12 protein-coding genes are annotated in these 16,980 nt (G+C 47.9%); 10 read left to right on the forward strand and 2 right to left on the reverse strand.

Annotation, left to right across the window (positions count from 1 at the left end; translation table 11 throughout):
* Positions 1–41 precede the first annotated feature (41 nt).
* The 4 genes from coaBC (at position 42) to L2Y54_RS16840 (ending at position 6,783) form a co-directional block, all read left to right on the forward strand.
* On the forward strand, positions 42–1,265 hold the full coding sequence (gene coaBC, locus L2Y54_RS16825) for a bifunctional phosphopantothenoylcysteine decarboxylase/phosphopantothenate--cysteine ligase CoaBC (protein ID WP_236497782.1): 1,224 nt from the start codon (positions 42–44) through the stop codon (positions 1,263–1,265).
* Entirely contained in the window at positions 1,252–1,407 is a 156-nt protein-coding gene (locus tag L2Y54_RS22005; RefSeq protein WP_479688084.1) for a hypothetical protein, read from the forward strand. Before coaBC ends, L2Y54_RS22005 begins: the two co-directional genes overlap by 14 nt.
* A gap of 372 nt (positions 1,408–1,779) precedes the next feature.
* The gene (locus L2Y54_RS16835) at positions 1,780–2,316 is read left to right on the forward strand and encodes a hypothetical protein (RefSeq protein ID WP_236497783.1); all 537 of its coding nucleotides are present in this window, start codon (positions 1,780–1,782) and stop codon (positions 2,314–2,316) included.
* 30 nt (positions 2,317–2,346) lie between these two features.
* Positions 2,347–6,783 carry an FG-GAP-like repeat-containing protein gene (locus L2Y54_RS16840; protein ID WP_236497784.1) on the forward strand — a complete coding sequence of 1,479 codons (4,437 nt, stop codon included), beginning with the start codon at positions 2,347–2,349 and terminating at the stop codon, positions 6,781–6,783.
* 151 nt (positions 6,784–6,934) lie between these two features.
* On the opposite strand, the gene L2Y54_RS16845 is transcribed toward L2Y54_RS16840, so the two are convergent.
* Entirely contained in the window at positions 6,935–7,975 is a 1,041-nt protein-coding gene (locus tag L2Y54_RS16845; protein WP_236497348.1) for an IS5 family transposase, read from the reverse strand.
* Between the two features lie 105 nt (positions 7,976–8,080).
* Between L2Y54_RS16845 and L2Y54_RS16850 the strand changes: the two genes are divergently transcribed.
* From L2Y54_RS16850 to L2Y54_RS16875, 6 genes are all read left to right on the forward strand, one after another.
* Positions 8,081–10,504 carry an RHS repeat-associated core domain-containing protein gene (locus tag L2Y54_RS16850; RefSeq protein ID WP_236497785.1) on the forward strand — a complete coding sequence of 808 codons (2,424 nt, stop codon included), beginning with the start codon at positions 8,081–8,083 and terminating at the stop codon, positions 10,502–10,504.
* Positions 10,505–10,844: 340 nt separating this feature from the next.
* Positions 10,845–12,341 (forward strand): RHS repeat domain-containing protein, encoded by a 1,497-nt coding sequence (locus L2Y54_RS16855; protein ID WP_236497786.1) that lies wholly within the window; start codon positions 10,845–10,847, stop codon positions 12,339–12,341.
* 14 nt (positions 12,342–12,355) lie between these two features.
* A complete protein-coding gene (locus L2Y54_RS16860; protein ID WP_236497787.1) occupies positions 12,356–13,282 on the forward strand; it encodes a hypothetical protein in 927 nt (308 codons plus the stop codon).
* Positions 13,283–13,402: 120 nt separating this feature from the next.
* Positions 13,403–13,858 carry a dUTP diphosphatase gene (gene dut, locus L2Y54_RS16865; RefSeq protein WP_236497788.1) on the forward strand — a complete coding sequence of 152 codons (456 nt, stop codon included), beginning with the start codon at positions 13,403–13,405 and terminating at the stop codon, positions 13,856–13,858.
* A 3-nt stretch (positions 13,859–13,861) separates the two neighbouring features.
* Positions 13,862–15,262, forward strand: a complete 1,401-nt coding sequence (locus tag L2Y54_RS16870) for a phosphomannomutase/phosphoglucomutase (RefSeq protein WP_236497789.1) — start codon at positions 13,862–13,864, stop codon at positions 15,260–15,262.
* 34 nt (positions 15,263–15,296) lie between these two features.
* Positions 15,297–15,617, forward strand: coding sequence for a DUF3144 domain-containing protein (locus L2Y54_RS16875; RefSeq protein ID WP_236497790.1), 321 nt, complete (start codon positions 15,297–15,299; stop codon positions 15,615–15,617).
* A gap of 71 nt (positions 15,618–15,688) precedes the next feature.
* Here the strand turns inward: L2Y54_RS16875 and L2Y54_RS16880 are convergent, their stop codons facing one another.
* Entirely contained in the window at positions 15,689–16,873 is a 1,185-nt protein-coding gene (locus tag L2Y54_RS16880) for an acetyl-CoA C-acyltransferase family protein (RefSeq protein WP_311196203.1), read from the reverse strand.
* Between the last annotated feature and the right edge of the window lie 107 nt (positions 16,874–16,980).

Here is a 16,980-nt window from a genome sequence, read left to right on the forward strand (position 1 = left end):
TTATTGTTGAGTATAATTCAAGGGTTTAGAACACAAATTTTATGGCATTCCTTCCTGGTAAGAACATCCTTTTAGGGATAAGTGGCGGTATCGCCGCCTACAAATCCGCTGAACTGACACGTTTGTTAGTGAAAAGCGGCGCGAATGTGCGTGTATGCATGACCGCATCCGCCCAAGCCTTCATTACCCCGCTAACGCTGCAAGCCTTGTCCGGCAACCCGGTGCATACCGAATTGCTCGACCCGCAAGCCGAACTGGGTATGGGGCATATCGAATTGGCACGTTGGGCAGATGTGATTCTGATTGCACCCGCCACCGCCAATACCTTGGCACGCTTAACCTGGGGCATGGCGGATGATTTGCTGAGTACGGTTTGCCTTGCCTCCACTGCCCGCGTGATCGTTGCCCCGGCAATGAATCAGCAAATGTGGAAACACGCCGCCACCCAGCACAATCTGCAAACCCTGCAAACACGCGGCGTGACGGTGTTTGGTCCTGCTGAAGGCGTACAAGCCTGTGGCGACAACGGCTTAGGGCGAATGCTCGAACCCGCCGACATTGTGCGTGAACTGGAAACCTGTTGTGCCACCAGCCAATTGTTGCAAGGGGTGCGCGTCTTAATCACCGCTGGCCCTACCCGCGAAGCGATTGACCCGGTGCGCTTTCTCACCAATCGCAGCTCCGGCAAAATGGGTTACGCCGTTGCATCAGCAGCGGTCAGCATGGGGGCAGAAGTCATGTTGGTTTCCGGGCACGTGGCGTTAGATTGTCCCGCTGGAGTAAGTCGTGTTATCACCGAATCGGCAGCCGATATGCTCAACGCCACCCATGAAGCCGCGAAACAAGCCGATGTATTCATTGCCACTGCCGCCGTTGCCGATTACACCCCCATTAACGTGGCAGACCGTAAAATCAAAAAGAACGCGGCTACCCTTAATCTGGAAATGCGGCGCACCACCGATATTTTGGCTACCATCAAACAAACATACCCGCACCTGTTCACCGTAGGCTTTGCTGCCGAAACCCACGACTTGATGACCTACGCCCGCAGCAAACTGGAACGCAAAAACATCGACATGATCGCCGCGAATTCGGTGGCGAATGGCAAAGCCTTCGACCAACCCACCAATGCGCTCGAAGTGGTGTGGAAAGACGGGCACACCTCCCTGCCTGAAATGGATAAACACCAACTGGCTGTCGCTTTGATGCAATTAGTGGCAGCCCAATACCTGCAACGGAAGCAACCGACACATGACCACGATTGAATACAAAATCCTCGACCCACGCATTGGCACTGAATTTCCCCTGCCTGAATATGCCACCAATGGCTCAGCGGGAATGATGCCTCTCGCCCCTCTCTCGCACGGGGGAGAAGAGCTTTCCGCCGTAAAATCGCTATCAAGCTGAAACCGGATTCTACAAAACCGCTGTGCTTGCGATTAAACCGAGTTTTGCGACCACCTCAATTATTGATGATTGCTGTTGGCTGGAGTGTTATCAGGCATTTGATTGCCTGATAACACTCCAGCTTGATTAGGTTTTGTCAAGAATATTTTAATTTGATTGATCTAAGTACTCATACAGAAGTTTTTCGGAAAAACCACTCTTTACAAATCAATAAGTTAATTTTGTAAAGTTCCGGGAAACTTATGCCTGAGTACTTAAATACTAATAAATAAAACTATTGATCAATTAGCCATTATGGGATAGTATTTGTGTTAACTAATCAATCAAACGCATCCGTCAACTGATCGATGTTATTTTCTTTCGGGGCTTGTCATGAACAAAGTCTGGTTTATGGGGGGATCTTTGATCCTTAGTTTTATCACGGGGCTATATGTCTTTTTTCCAAATCAGCATGGCAAATTACTGCCTGACTTTACAGCAGTGCGTATTGATCCAATATCACCACCGATATTTTCTTCATTGGAGTTAGAAAAAGGACAATCAGTTTTAGGTGAGGCAGGTAAGGTTAAACCAGAACAGCGTGCTGCTGATGGACGAGTTATAGTCAGTGAGATATTACCCCCTGAAGTTCAGCAATTGAATGATGGACTTACCCAAATGACCCAAGATCTACAGAAACAAGCTCAGACGCTTGAAAAATCGGATTCTTTTAGTAAACAGGATGAGGCAGAAAACCTTATTCAGCAAACGGATAAGCTAATTGCTGAACTTAGTGATAAACATAGTATTAAAAATTTAGTTGTATTATCGGAAAACACTGACATTACTGATCCAGAACTTAAGCAAGTGAAGGAGAATATCGATATTGTTCAGAAAAGCATTCAATATCTCTCGCAACCTATTCAATAATAAAACCATCCCATAGCTGGAGATATTAAGGTGAAACGTCAATTTTTTATTTCAGATGTTGTGCATCTTTGCATCGTTTTTTTATTAATTGTTTCGTGTGACTCTATTTATGCAGGGCAATTAGTAAATTCATTAGAAGGGAATGCCAGTACCAACCAAGGTCAATTGAATTGGTCACTACCTATTGATGTCCCCGTTGGTTCAAACGGAATTTCACCAAAAATCTCTTTGGAGTATACACCGGCTGGTAGTAATGGAATTATGGGTGTTGGTTTTCAATTAGGTGGTCTTTCAACCATTTCACGTTGTCCATCCAGTAAAGAGTATGATGGAGTTGATGGTGGCGTAACATTCACAAATAAAGACCGTTATTGTCTGGATGGACAGCGTTTACTGTTGGTAAGTGATGGGTCATACCGAACAGCAACTGAATCGTTCAGTAAAATAATATTCACCGGGACTTATTGGCTGATCTATACCAAAGATGGTTTTATACAGGAATACGGCAATACTACAGATGCCAGAATCACCAGTGCCACAAATAGTAACGCAATACTAGCTTGGCGTATCAATCAAAAACGAGATCGATTTAAGGGTATTGTTAATTACGAATATAATCAGCTTGCAGGTACTGGTGTTTCAGTATTGAGTAAAATTCGCTGGAGCATTCATGAGTTGCAATTAATTTATGAAGGGCGTAATGATACATCTTCATCTTATCAGTTCGGTGATATTAAAACACTATCGCAACGTGTCTCGAAGATTAATGTATCTACTAAGGAAAACCTTTTACATCAGTATCAATTGAATTATGAAGCCAATGCGGACGGCTTTAGCCGTGTAAGTCGAATATCCCTTTGCGATGGGAGCGGTAATTGTTCTCCTGATACGACATTTGAATGGCAAGCTACTGGCAATCCTAGGATTGTTAATGAAATAGATATTGGCAATGATACTGGTTTTGCCTCATTTACTATGGCTGATCTCAACCAAGATGGCAGAAGTGATGTTTGTTATTTAAAAAATGGTCTATTCTGTGACGTGGCTGGTGCAAGGTGGAGTGTTTCTTTGGGGAGTTTCTCTAATCATCCTGATTCGGCAGAAACACTTGTATTGATTGATTTGAATAATGATACCTATCCCGACTACTGTATACAAAGTGAAACTAATATTCAGTGTGGACTGAATAATGGTTCTGGGTTTTCGGCAAGCACGACCTGGTCATCACAATTCAATCGAAGTCAAATGGTACGCATCATTGATCTTAATAATGACAAACTACCGGATATTTGTGAAATCAATGAAAGCGGCATGTATTGTGCCTACAATGGTAGTTTCGGTTTCCTTAACAAATTCAAGGCAAGTAGTGGTGAGTGGGGTTGGAATATAAAGCCAGCTCAAAATATTGGGAACACTACTATTGGATTTGTAGACATCAATGGTGATGGGCTAACGGATTTGTGTGGTGCAGGAATAAAAAGAGTCGTTGGTGGTTCGACGATGGTTATTAACGGATTTTATTGCTCATTGCATACAGGATATAATTCTTCACAACAGCCTATTTATTCCGAGATGGTAAGTTATGCTTTATTGTTAGGCAATTTAGTAGCCGATAAAACATTTCAAGATACTTTTCGCTACAGTGATTTGAATGCAGATGGCTTACCGGACACTTGCTGGCGTGAAGGTAATGAATACAAGTGTTCAATAAATACAGGGAGAGCCTTTGAGCCTCCAAGAAAATGGGCTGATGCTGGTATCAATGGTGGATGGATAGACAATGCAGCAGGTCGCAGAAGTTTAATGCTACATGACATTAATAATGATGGTCGATCTGATTTATGCGTAGAAATGTCTGGCTATAGTTTTGGATGTGGTATTAATTGGGGTGGTGGTTTTTCTAATTTACAACCTTATGCGCCTCTCCGCTATGGATCAGGCACTATTGATTTACCTAATGCTAAAACAAATAAAGGACATCTGCCTGTGCGTTTGGCAGATATAAATGCTGATGGTAATGCTGACTTTTGTTATCGAGGTATTCAAGGGGGTATTACTTGTGGGCTAGCTGCTCCACAAGAGCCTGCATTACTCAGAAGAGTAACGACAGGATATGGCAATATCACTGAAATTGAGTATGGGTTCTTATCTAATCCTGCCGTCTATGCAAAAGATGGTCAATCGCGTCTTGGACTTATAGACGTTCAGCCTAATCAAAGGGTGGTTAAAGCGATTGCTAGCAGTAATGGCGTGGGAGGTTTAAAGAAGATTTCTTACTTTTACAGAGGGTTAAGGTATGACCAAAAAGAAGGTATCCGTAGCTTTTCCGTAATTGATCAGCTTGACGAGTCAGATGGAAAAATAATACGTAGTAGCTACCACCAAGACAAAGATAGAAATGGGCTTGCTTATCAAGTAAATCTGATTGTAAAAGATATTGTAGTTCAGAGTACATATACTGAATGGCAAGTATTTTCTGGCATTGCTACTAATAGTAAATTCCGAATGCCAAAAAAAGTAATCGAAATCAATCGTGATTATAAAAACGGATTAAAAACCACGTCTAAAATCACTACCTATGATCAGTATGATACTTATGGCAATGCTAGATTAATTACTATAGTTAATGATGCCGAAACCATTTTAGGCATTGATAAAAATATTAAAATTACGGCAACGATTTATAAAAATGACGTTACTAACTGGTTATTGGGAAAGCCAGAAACGGTGACAGTCACTCATGAAAACCCAGCAGTGCTTCCAGTAATAACTCGAAAAACCAGCTTTACTTACTACCCATCAGGTGCTCTTTGGACTGAAACTATTGAGCCAAATAATACTTACTATTCATTAAAAAGTACGTTTGAATACGATGCATTTGGCAATCGTACCAAAGTAACGCTCAATGGTTGGGATGGCAAAGCACAAGTTTCGCGTACTGCCAGCAGTAAATATGATGATCAGAGTGGGCTATTCCTTGTTTCAAAAACTAATGCATTAAATCACATTGAAACGTTTACGCCACATACTCGATGCAGTGGTCTTCCTGCAATACATATTGATGCCAATAAACTAAAGACTATTTTAGAGTACGACAGCCTGTGTCGAAAGATAAAGGAAACGCGGTCTGATAATACCCAAACGATTTGGAACTATGCTTGGAAATCGAACTATCCAGCAAATTATGGAATGGATGATCACAGTGTTTACATGATAACAGAAACCAGTAGTGGCAGTTCTCCTACTACCGTCTGGTATGATGGACTGGGGCGTGAAGTACATACACAAACATTGGGTTTCAACGGGGAGAAAATTTTTCAAGATAATGTCTATGATGCCCGTGGTTTATTGGTATCCACTACCCCGCCTTACGAAGAAGGTAAATTCGCAGGTGACAATAGCTATCAAGTAACTAGCCAGTATGACGATATTGGACGCATCATTGAACTGAAAAGACCGTCAGAAGATGGTAATTCTAATATTACCCGCTATGATTATAATGGACTGACTACTACAGTTACAGATGCAAATGGGCGTAGCCGCTCAACCACTACCAACGCATTGAATAAACCAGCCCGAATTGCAGAAGCTAATGACGCATCTACTATTTCTCATTTTTATGATGGCATTGGCAATTTGCGCAAGACAGATACAAATGGGCAGGTAATTGAAATTACTTACGACATTCTTGGTAATAAATCGGCGATGAAAGACCCAGCAATGGGATATTGGGAATATAAGTCGAATGCTTTTGGTGAGCTTTATTGGCAGAAAGATGCCAAGAGTCAAATATCTATTATGGAATATGATATCTTAGGGCGCATGGTGAAACGCTCTGCCATAGATGATACAGCCTCATGGACTTATGACACGGCTTTATACGGCAAAGGTAAGTTGGCGAAGGAAGCCAATAAAAGTAGTCAAACTGTTTACACTTACGACATGTTAGGGCGTGCATCTAAAACCAGCCGCACTATTGATGGTGAAACTTTTACCTCCAGTTTGTTCTATGACCAATATAGCCGCCCTATGATGGAATCCTATCCTGATAATGTTTTCATTATGCGCGAGTACAGTGATACAGGTTATCTAAAACGTATTAGCATCCCCAAGGAAAATATTTGGGATTATAGTGCGGGGCAGGTATTGGTGACCGTTCAAAAACTTGCTGTAGAAGTTGGCAAGCTAAATCAGCAAATCAAAGCACAGACCAGCACTTATTTGCTGTATATTGGCAAGGCGACAACCTACCAACAAAATGCAGACTTATTGGATAAAGAATCTGGTCAGTTTTCTGATGAAGCTAAAATTTTGCGACAGGCGGCAGAACAATTATTAATATTGGCAGCAGACCATAAGCGTCAGATGGACTTTCTGAATGCAACAGCCACAAAAGAAAGTACTAAAATTCTTAAATTTCTCAAAGAACTTAACGGTGCTTATCAGTACGGTGAGAATTCAACTTAGGGAACCTCTAAAAACCCGGCGTATTGCAACGGTTAGCGTTGGCCTATCGGCATTTTGTTAAAAAAACACCAACCCATCTCAATTTTTAGCACACCAAGCCACAATCAGGTTGTTTTTCCGCATTTTTGCTGTTTTTTCGGGAATTTCTCCATCAAATGGGCACAACTCCGCCCTCTCTGAGCGAACAGAGCCGACGCAGGTTATACACGGTTGCTTTGATGCTGAGGCCGAATACTGCCCGTGCCAACCCAATGCTGCGGATGGCTTTGCCACCCATCGCACAGATTGACCCAAACACATGCTCAACCCGTGCGCGGGGTCTGGCGATGCGGGTGTTGCGGCGTTTCTGGCAGTCGGATTGCGGCTTGCCTTTCTTGGCTTTGTGCTGGATGTGTAACCGCCAGCTACCTTGGTTGAGGCGTTGTTCACGGGATTGGTCTTCATAACCTTTGTCCGCCCATACGTCACGGCTGGTGTTGGCTCGGTCAAGCACCGCTTCAAAATGGTTGGTGTCATGCTCTTTGGCGGTGCTGATGTGGCGTTTGCGGATGAGTTTGTATTTCCGATCGGCACTGATACTGAGTTTGTAGCCGTGGTAGCTTTTGCCGTGTTTTTTCGTCCAGCTTGCTTCCGTATCCTTTTGGCGACGTTGGGCAGGTGTCCAGCCAGCGGGTGTTGCCGCTTGTTCCAACAGCGCTTTTTCTTCTTTGTGGAAATGTTGTTTAGGGGCTTCCACCAGCGTGGCATCGACGATTTGACCACCACGGGCAATAAAACCGTGTTGTTGTAATTGCCGTTGGACGGCATCAAACAGGGCATCCGCACCACCTGCCGCACTGATCCGTTCACGGAATACCCACAAGGTATTGGCATCCGGGATCGTGCTGGAATGACGCAGGCCACAAAACCGTTGGAACGACAGCCGGTCAAGCAATTGGTATTCCAATGCCTCGTCCGACAGGTTGTACAGGTGTTGCAACACCAAGACCCGTACCATCAGTTCCGTTGGGTAGGGTGGACGGCCTCCTCGCTTGTCACTTGGGCGTGGGGCGATGTGGTCGATTTCTGCTGCCAAGGCGACAAAGTTGACGTGCTGGTTCAGCGTGGACAGCAGGTCGCCCTTGCGGTCGAGTTTCTGTTCACGCTCTTCGGCGGCAAACAGACTGGTTTTGATGGCACTTTTCTTGGGCATGGCTAGTAACGGGGCGGTGGCTCAGATGAGCATTTTCTCACATTTGTGTGGGTATCAGTGGGTTTTTAGAGGTTCCCTTATATTACTGAGATACCCAAAGTATTTGTGGATGGTGCAGCTCCATCGTATCTGAATGTCGCTCAATTTTACCTGAACAAAGCCATTCAATATCAAACGCTTGTAGCTCAAGAAACTAAAACAGCCAGTGATAAAACTAGCCAAGCGAAAGACAAGGAAAGCACTAGCGTTACTTATCAACAACAAGCAAACGATAATAAGCAATTGGCTTTGGAGTACTACGAAAAAGCAAAGCAAGAAACTAAAAAGCTCCGTGAACTTGAGTTGAAGTTGAAAGACTACCAAGCAGCCTCTGGTCAATTGTCAGCCGCTTTGCAGACAACTGATAACATGGTCGTGCTATGGGCAGCAACCAGCTATGACACGCTGGGCAGGCTGTCTGGCGAAGTTGCGGGTAATGGTCTGGTGACGCGGCGCGAATTTGACCCGTACAGTGGCTATTTGAAGCACGTCACGACTGATCTGGATGGCTACTGGACAGGTGCGTTACGGGATTTGGAATACACTTATGATGCGGTCGGCAATGTCAGCAACCGCCGGGATAATGTGAGTGGGTATAGCGATATTTACACTTACGACCCAGTTTATGACCGTTTAATGACAGCTACTCGCACCACAGACAGTGGGCAAAGTGGCTTCAATGAGCAGTACGATTACGATAATTATGGCAACCTTGATTATAAGACTAATGCTGGTGATTTGGTGTATGACCCGCTCAAACCGACACAACTGCGATCGTTAATGAAATCAGCGTGGGTGAAAAAGTCGTACACCTATGATGCCAATGGCAATATGAAGCAGGCGGGCGATAACACCATTAGCTCATGGTCAAGCTTCAACCAGCCGCTCCAAATCAATAATGCCAAAACCAACACCAGCAGCACGTTCCTGTACGACGCCAACCAGCAACGCATCAAGCAGGTGACGGGAACAACTGGCAAGAGCGAGACTGTGCTAAACGTCAGCCCTGCGTTCCAAGTGACGTATTCGGATGTGGGGGTGAACGACCGTCTGACGCAATACAAACACTCGTTGTACGTAGGTGACAAAGTAGTGGCGATTCAGGTACGCACCTTGAAAAACGGCGTAAAAATACCGGATGAAATGCGCTACCTGCACCATGATGCCCTCGGCAATGTGGACACGCTGACCAATGGCACCGGTAAGGTAATCCAGCGGCTGAATTACGACCCGTTCGGCAAGCGCAGCGTGACTTTCGGTATGGATGCTGACCAGAAAGCATGGACAGCACAAGGCTTCACCGGGCATGAACACCTCGACGGCCTCGGTCTAATCGACATGAATGCACGGTTGTACGACCCGGAAATCGGGCGCTTTCTCAGTGCTGACACGCTAATCCCCGATGCTGGGCTAATGCACAGCTACAACCGCTATATTTACGTGTTGAACAACCCCTTGAAGTACACCGACCCCAGCGGGCATAGCTGGCTCAGTGACCGTTGGGAAGACTTCACCGACTCCATCCGTCAGGCAGCGGGTTGGATACGTGACAATTTCACACTGGTAGCCAACATTGCGATACAAGCGGCATTAGGGCCAGCAGGCAGCCTTGCCATCAGCATTATGCGGGGAGCTGCCGCCGGGTTTGTGGGCGGTCTGGTCAGCACCGGCTCGTTACAAGGGGCGGTACAGGGCGCATTTTGGGGCGGAATCGGCGCAGGTGTCGCCGGATTTGTCGGGCATGGAGGTGCATTCGGCTATGCTTGGGGTGATGCTTCGCCTTTTGGCAACATGCGCTTATTGGCGCACGGCGCTAGCCAAGGGCTAATCACACAGCTACGTGGTGGCAACTTCCGTTCGGGCATGGTGGGTGCAGTAGCGGGTGGGCTATCGCCTGCGGGTGACATGCTGGCGCACGGCGGCGGCAACATTGTCAGCCGTTCTGTGATTGCTGCTGTATTCGGTGGGTTGGCAGCGCAAGCCAGCGGCGGCAGCTTCGCCGATGGAGCGCTCAGTGCCGCGATGGTGCATTTGTTTAATGACGAAGCCGCGAATTGGAGGGAAGAGGCTGCTCAAGAAAGTGCAGAGGTTGAAGCGATGTCACCTGTTGAATTAGAAGAATGGCGTCAATGGAAGATTCAACAAGGGGCAACGGAAGCGGAGGCTCTGGCAATAATAATTCCAGCCGGATGGGTATCTGGTGGAGCAATAGCAAGCTTTGCAACATATCGTGCCAGTTCTAGCATGATGACGGTTTCAAGGTGGGGAAGACCAGGTTTGCAGTCTGGGGACTGGGTAATGAAGGGTGGAAAGAATGTATGGAGCTATTTTTGGTCTGGGAAATGGCAACCTGGAGTAGGGAATGAGTTTGCTAGTTTTAACTCTGGTGCTTCTTTTTCTGTTCCTAGGAGTACGATTCAGTGGCCAAAGGGTTGGGGAATTGATGGTTACATTAAAGGGGTGTTGGGACAGAGAAAATATACACCCTAGTTGAAGAGAGGAATTGTTCGATGCTTTATATACAGTGGATTGGTGGATGTTTTCTTTTTTTTCTCTTCTGTTGGATATTTATAATTAATTGGAGTTCTATATTAAGTCGAATGATGAAAGGGAGAGTATCTAGCTGGATACCCTTAATTGGTGGAATTTCTGGTTGTTTGTCCTTTTTGGTTATCCCACTGGATTTAACTTCCGTATGGTGGATTCCTTTTGTTGTTGAGTGGGGATGTCTTCCGGGGTTTGGTTATACATTAGTACATTTGATTTCTAGAAAAAAAGATAAGCATTAAACGTCAGCCCCGCGTTCCAAGTGACGTATTCGGATGTGGGGGTGAACGACCGTCTGACGCAATACAAACACTCCTTGTACGTGGGTGACAAAGTAGTGGCGATTCAGGTACGCACCTTGAAAAACGGCGTAAAAACACCGGATGAAATGCGCTACCTGCACCATGATGCTCTCGGCAATGTGGACACGCTGACCAATGGCTCCGGTAAGGTAATCCAGCGGCTGAATTACGACCCGTTCGGCAAGCGCAGCGTGACTTTCGGTATGGATGCTGACCAAAAGGCATGGACAGCACAAGGTTTCACCGGGCATGAACACCTCGACGGCCTCGGTCTAATCGACATGAATGCGCGGTTGTATGACCCGGAAATCGGGCGCTTTCTCAGTGCTGACACGCTAATCCCCGATGCTGGGCTAATGCACAGCTACAACCGCCATATTTACGTGTTGAACAACCCCTTGAAGTACACCGACCCCAGCGGGCATAGCTGGCTCAGTGACCGTTGGGAAGACTTCACCAACTCCATCCGTCAGGCAGCGGGTTGGATACGTGACAATTTCACGCTGGTGGCCAACATTGCGATACAAGCATTATTACCGGGAGCAGGTAGCCTTGCCATCAGCATTATGCGGGGAGCTGCCGCCGGGTTTGTGGGCGGTCTGGTCAGCACCGGCTCGTTACAAGGGGCGGTACAGGGCGCATTTTGGGGCGGAATCGGCGCAGGTGTCGCCGGATTTGTCGGGCATGGAGGTGCATTCGGCTATGCTTGGGGTGATGCTTCGCCTTTTGGCAACATGCGCTTATTGGCGCACGGCGCTAGCCAAGGGCTAATCACACAGCTACGTGGTGGCAACTTCCGTTCGGGCATGGTGGGTGCAGTAGCGGGTGGGCTATCGCCTGCGGGTGACATGCTGGCGCACGGCGGCGGCAACATTGTCAGCCGTTCTGTGATTGCTGCTGTATTCGGTGGGTTGGCAGCGCAAGCCAGCGGCGGCAGCTTCGCCGATGGAGCGCTCAGTGCCGCCATGGTGCATTTGTTTAATGACGAAAGAAATTGGTGGAGAGTTTTCCGACAAGGACAACTTGCCCACCAACGGTTGCAGGCATACCTGACCGGGCGTGATTCAAACCTTATTGCTGACAGGGGAAGATGGGTGGATCAGGATGGCAATAAGCATCATGTCGCTGGCTTTTTTGGTTCGGGTACAGGACGGGTTGATCTAACCAATACCGCCTCAAATGAAGTTTGGGAAATCAAGCCCAACAGCATTTATGGTCATGCAACAGGCCCTGCCCAGCTTGCCTCCTATGTCTTATCTGGTGGTCTGGTTCTAGGAGGGAATCTGGATGGGTTGAATGTTGGGGACACCCTCACCCTGCCCGGATTTGACATGGACTTCTCCTATTACAATGAAGGGGGTGGTATGATTTATTATGACTCGTCATATTCAGGGTATGATGCCGTAGGGGACATGCTCCGTAATGGTCCCCCCGTTCCCGCCCTCCCTTTGCCCGGTCTTGGACGGTTTGCGTATTGATCAAAGGACAAACGATGGACACTGTTGACAAATTATTGAGGTTCTCAGGCCAAATCCCTGCCATGCAACAAGGATTCAAGGATGCCGGTTTTCTGATCCCTGACATGATGCTGTCGCACATTGAAAACATGCGTGTTCGTGGTTCCCAAGAAAAAAGCTATGCGTATTATAAATTGGAACGTACCCGTGAACGCATGGGCTTTTGGGGGATGGATATGGAAGTCTCAGGTAAAACCTATAGGACAGACCGTAAACATTCCCGCTACCAGTCTGAATACATCAGTTGGCTGATCGATACACTGGATTCAGAGAAGTTCAATCTACCTCATACAGGGTCGTATGAAGCAATCGCTCTGAACACTTTTGATCCCAACGGTATTAGGGACTACCAATTCGGCTTTGAGAACTTTGAAGTTAAAAGTCAGTACATACTGGCACTCAAAAACCAACAGGAGCAGGAGATCAGGCTCTACCAGCCAGAGATAGACAAGTTCCCCCCCCCTGACAAGGTTACGCTGGGTCAGATACGCCAGTTGCTGGATGGCATCCTGTTTCCCCTTGGGTTTGAGGGGTACTCAGCCTCAAAATTCCGGGGACGTATCCTGCACCGAAAATTGCTGGATGATGACATCATGGTTTGGCATGAGTATGCCGACCATGCGGGTATGTCACGGGGAGGAGGCGATTGGACTGTTTTTGTCAAATTAGCACCCCCGAATGTTACCTTCGCGGAGATAGATTCTGATTACCGGACACAGAAATACTTTGTTGAAGACATGCCACCATTCCTGTTCACTGGAAAACCCTATTATGCTCGCCGTCATGAGGGAAACTGGAACCAAATTGTATTTGGTGCTTTAGCTCATGCAAAAATGCTTGGGTTGTTTTTTGAGCATTGGGAGATTGCAAAACAAATTGGTATAGATCAAACAATCGAATAAGACGCGAAGTGGTGTGGAAAGACGGGCACACCTCCCTGCCTGAAATGGATAAACACCAACTGGCTGTCGCTTTGATGCAATTAGTGGCAGCCCAATACCTGCAACGGAAGCAACCGACACATGACCACGATTGAATACAAAATCCTCGACCCACGCATTGGCACTGAATTTCCCCTGCCTGAATATGCCACCAATGGCTCAGCGGGAATGGACTTACGTGCTTGTTTAGATGCACCGCTGGTATTGACTGCGGGGAACACAGAACTGATTCCAACCGGGATTGCGATTCATATTGGCGACCCAACGTTGGCTGCTGTCATTTTGCCGCGTTCTGGGTTGGGGCATAAACACGGGATTGTGCTGGGGAATCTGGTCGGTTTGATTGATTCGGACTACCAAGGGCAATTATTCATTTCCTGCTGGAATCGGGGCAGTGCCAGTTTCACGATTCAACCGGGCGAACGCATTGCGCAATTGGTGTTTGTGCCGGTAGTGCAAGTCGCGCTGCAACAGGTTAACGATTTCGATCAATCGCACCGTGGTGAAGGCGGTTTTGGGCATTCCGGTAGGCACTAAACCATGAGTATTCCACAACCGCTCGTTTCGCATTCCTTATTCCGTGCTTACGACGTGCGCGGCGTGTATGCCGACAACCTCACCGAACACAGTGTGCGCATGATTGGGCAAGCCATCGGCTCGGAATTGCGTGAGCGGGGTGAGCAAGCAGTGGTGGTTGGGCGCGATGGGCGGCTTTCCAGCCCCACCTTGGCGCAAGCGGCGATTGAAGGGTTGATGGCGGCGGGTTGTCACGTCACCGATGTGGGTTTAGTGCCAACGCCGGTGTTGTATTTCGCCGTGCAGTCCGGGCTTGCGCCGCACGGGGTGATGATCACCGGCAGCCACAATCCGCCCGACCAAAACGGCATTAAAATTGTGATTAACGGTGAATGCCAGTACAACGAGCAAATTCAACGCTTGTATGAACGCATTATGCGCGGCGAACTCTGGCATCAGCCCGACGCGGGCAGTGTGCAAACCGCCAGTATTCTGAGCGCGTACCAACACACCGTGTGCCAGCAAATCCACCTGCAACGCCGCTTGCGCATTGGGCTGGATTGCGGCAATGGCGCTACCGCATTATTGGCAGAACATTTTTTCCGCGATTTGGGTTGCGAAGTCCACCCGCTGTTTTGTGACGTCGATGGCAATTTCCCCAACCATTCCCCCGACCCGACGCAACCTGCGAATCTGCAAGCGCTGCAAACCTTGGTACGTGAACAAGGGCTGGATATTGGCATTGCTTTTGATGGCGACGGCGACCGCTTGATTGCCGTCGATGGTAACGGGCATATCCTTTGGCCTGATCGTATCCTCACCCTGCTGGCACAAGCAATCCTGCCACAGCAGCGGGGGCGCACCGTTGCCTATGATGTGAAATGCACCTATCGCTTGGATCAAGCCATTCGTGATGCAGGCGGCATTCCCGGCATGTGCATTAGCGGGCATTCCCTGCTGAAAAAATACATCCGTGAACACAATGCAGTGTTGGGCGGCGAATTCAGTGGGCATATTGTGCTACGCGATCGCGGCATGGAATACGACGATGGCATGTACATTGCCGCGCGTTTGCTGGAAGTGTTGGCGCAGGAAACCGCGCCCCCCGCGCAAGTGTTCGCCCGCATCCCCGAAGGTTTCAGTACCCCGGAACACAAGGTTTACTTTGCCTCCTACGAATCTGCCGGGGTGGCAATGGCGCTATGGATGCAGCATCAGCAATTACAGGCGCAACGTTTGATTACGCTCGATGGAATGCGTGCCGAATACACCGACGGCTGGGGTTTGGCACGTGCCTCCAATACCAGCCCCACCATTACCTTGCGCTTTGAAGCCGATACGCCGGAACGCTTAGAAGCCATCCGCGCCCTGTTTCGTGCCGATATTCAACGCCTGCAATTGACCCCGGAGGCATTGCCGTTTTAATCTTGCTCCCCTTACCCTCAAGGATTCTCACCACATGAGCAAGAAACAAAGCAATTCGCAAGACAATGACCCGGAATTCTGGGACTTGGCAGAGAAATTTATTGAGTTGGCGAATACCTCGGTCGATACCAGCGATTTAGGCAAGGTCGGCGCTGCCATGTTGTATGCAGCGGCGCGTTTCAATACCTTCGTGGTCGCTGCTTCGTCCATTGACCGCAAAGAATTCATCGAAGACGCTGACGACACGATGGATTACCTCAGCAAACAATTCCGCCACATGCTCGGCGATAACCTGCGTGATTTCAAAGACAACTACAAGGTTTACATCAAGCATTCTGACGACGAAAACGCTTAAGCGCTTCATTCCCAGATACAAGAAAGCCACAAGCAACGCCTGTGGCTTTCTTTTTACAGAGCGCTTAAAGCTTAGAGACGTTCAAAGATCGCCGCAATACCTTGACCACCACCGATACACATCGTCACCAGCGCGTACTTGCCATTGGTACGTTGCAATTCATACACGGCTTTCGTCGCGATGAATGCCCCTGAACAACCGACCGGATGACCCAAGGCAATCGCACCGCCGTTCGGGTTGGTTTTCGCCAGATCCAATTCCAGACCTTTAGCCACTGCTAAAGATTGCGCTGCAAACGCTTCGTTGGATTCAATAACATCCATTTGATCCAGTTTCAAACCGGCTTTTTTCAGCGCCAATTTAGACGCTGGAATCGGACCTTCACCCATGATGTCGTTGGGAACACCTGCGAGGGCATAAGACACCAAACGTGCCATCGGTTTGTGACCCGCATTCAGCGCCACATCAGCCGCTGCCAGGACGAAGAACGCCGCGCCATCGTTGATACCAGACGCATTACCGGCAGTTACCGAACCGTCTTTTTTGAAGGCAGGACGCATTTTCGCCAACGATTCCAACGTAGTATTCGGTTTGAGATGTTCGTCAGTATCAAAGATTACATCGCCTTTGCGCGTTTTCTTCACGATAGGCACGATTTGTGACACAAAACGACCGTCCGCTTGCGCTGCCGCCGCCCGACGTTGAGATTCCAGCGCGAATGCATCTTGGTCTTCACGGCTGATATTCCATTTAGTTGCCAAGTTTTCAGCGGTAATCCCCATATGCCCAACGCCAAATGGGTCAGTCAGCACGGCGACCATGCTGTCAATTGCGCTGGTATCACCCATACGTGCCCCAGAACGCAGGGCTGGCAACATGTATGCCCCTTTGGACATCACCTCAACACCACCACCAATACCGTAATCGGCATCACCCAACATAATGTTTTGTGCGGTAGTCACAATCCCCTGCAAACCGGATGAACACAAACGACTCACTTGCATCGCTACCGATTCCATCGGCAAACCCGCCTGAATCGACGCCACGCGAGATACATAAGCATAGCGAGAATCGGTAGGGATACAATTACCCACCGTCACATAGCTAATTTCTTGCGGATCCACACCAGAACGTGCCACAGACTCCTTCATAACCGCGCCCGCTAACTCACTGGCATCCATATCTGCCAATGAACCACCGAATGCACCAATCGCAGAACGCACGGCGCTTAATACAACAACATCTCGACTCATCATTTCTCTCCTAAAGCAAAAAAGACCACTCCCTCAATTGACTGGCAATTGACTAGCGAAGTGGTTACTACTTACAACAAGTAATGATAACTGCGGTACAATGCTTATAT

The sequence above is a fragment of the Thiothrix winogradskyi genome (genome assembly GCF_021650935.1).
In the GTDB taxonomy this organism is placed as follows: Bacteria; Pseudomonadota; Gammaproteobacteria; order Thiotrichales; family Thiotrichaceae; genus Thiothrix; species Thiothrix winogradskyi.

Bases quoted from the DNA above. Each gene is read 5' to 3' on its own strand.
- L2Y54_RS16860 (WP_236497787.1), top strand. From the start codon at position 12,356: ATGGACACTGTTGACAAATTATTGAGGTTCTCAGGCCAAATCCCTGCC.
- dut (WP_236497788.1), top strand. From the start codon at position 13,403: ATGACCACGATTGAATACAAAATCCTCGACCCACGCATTGGCACTGAA.
- L2Y54_RS16845 (WP_236497348.1), bottom strand. From the start codon at position 7,975: ATGCCCAAGAAAAGTGCCATCAAAACCAGTCTGTTTGCCGCCGAAGAG.
- L2Y54_RS16870 (WP_236497789.1), top strand. From the start codon at position 13,862: ATGAGTATTCCACAACCGCTCGTTTCGCATTCCTTATTCCGTGCTTAC.
- coaBC (WP_236497782.1), top strand. From the start codon at position 42: ATGGCATTCCTTCCTGGTAAGAACATCCTTTTAGGGATAAGTGGCGGT.
- L2Y54_RS16835 (WP_236497783.1), top strand. From the start codon at position 1,780: ATGAACAAAGTCTGGTTTATGGGGGGATCTTTGATCCTTAGTTTTATC.
- L2Y54_RS16875 (WP_236497790.1), top strand. From the start codon at position 15,297: ATGAGCAAGAAACAAAGCAATTCGCAAGACAATGACCCGGAATTCTGG.
- L2Y54_RS22005 (WP_479688084.1), top strand. From the start codon at position 1,252: ATGACCACGATTGAATACAAAATCCTCGACCCACGCATTGGCACTGAA.
- L2Y54_RS16880 (WP_311196203.1), bottom strand. From the start codon at position 16,873: ATGATGAGTCGAGATGTTGTTGTATTAAGCGCCGTGCGTTCTGCGATT.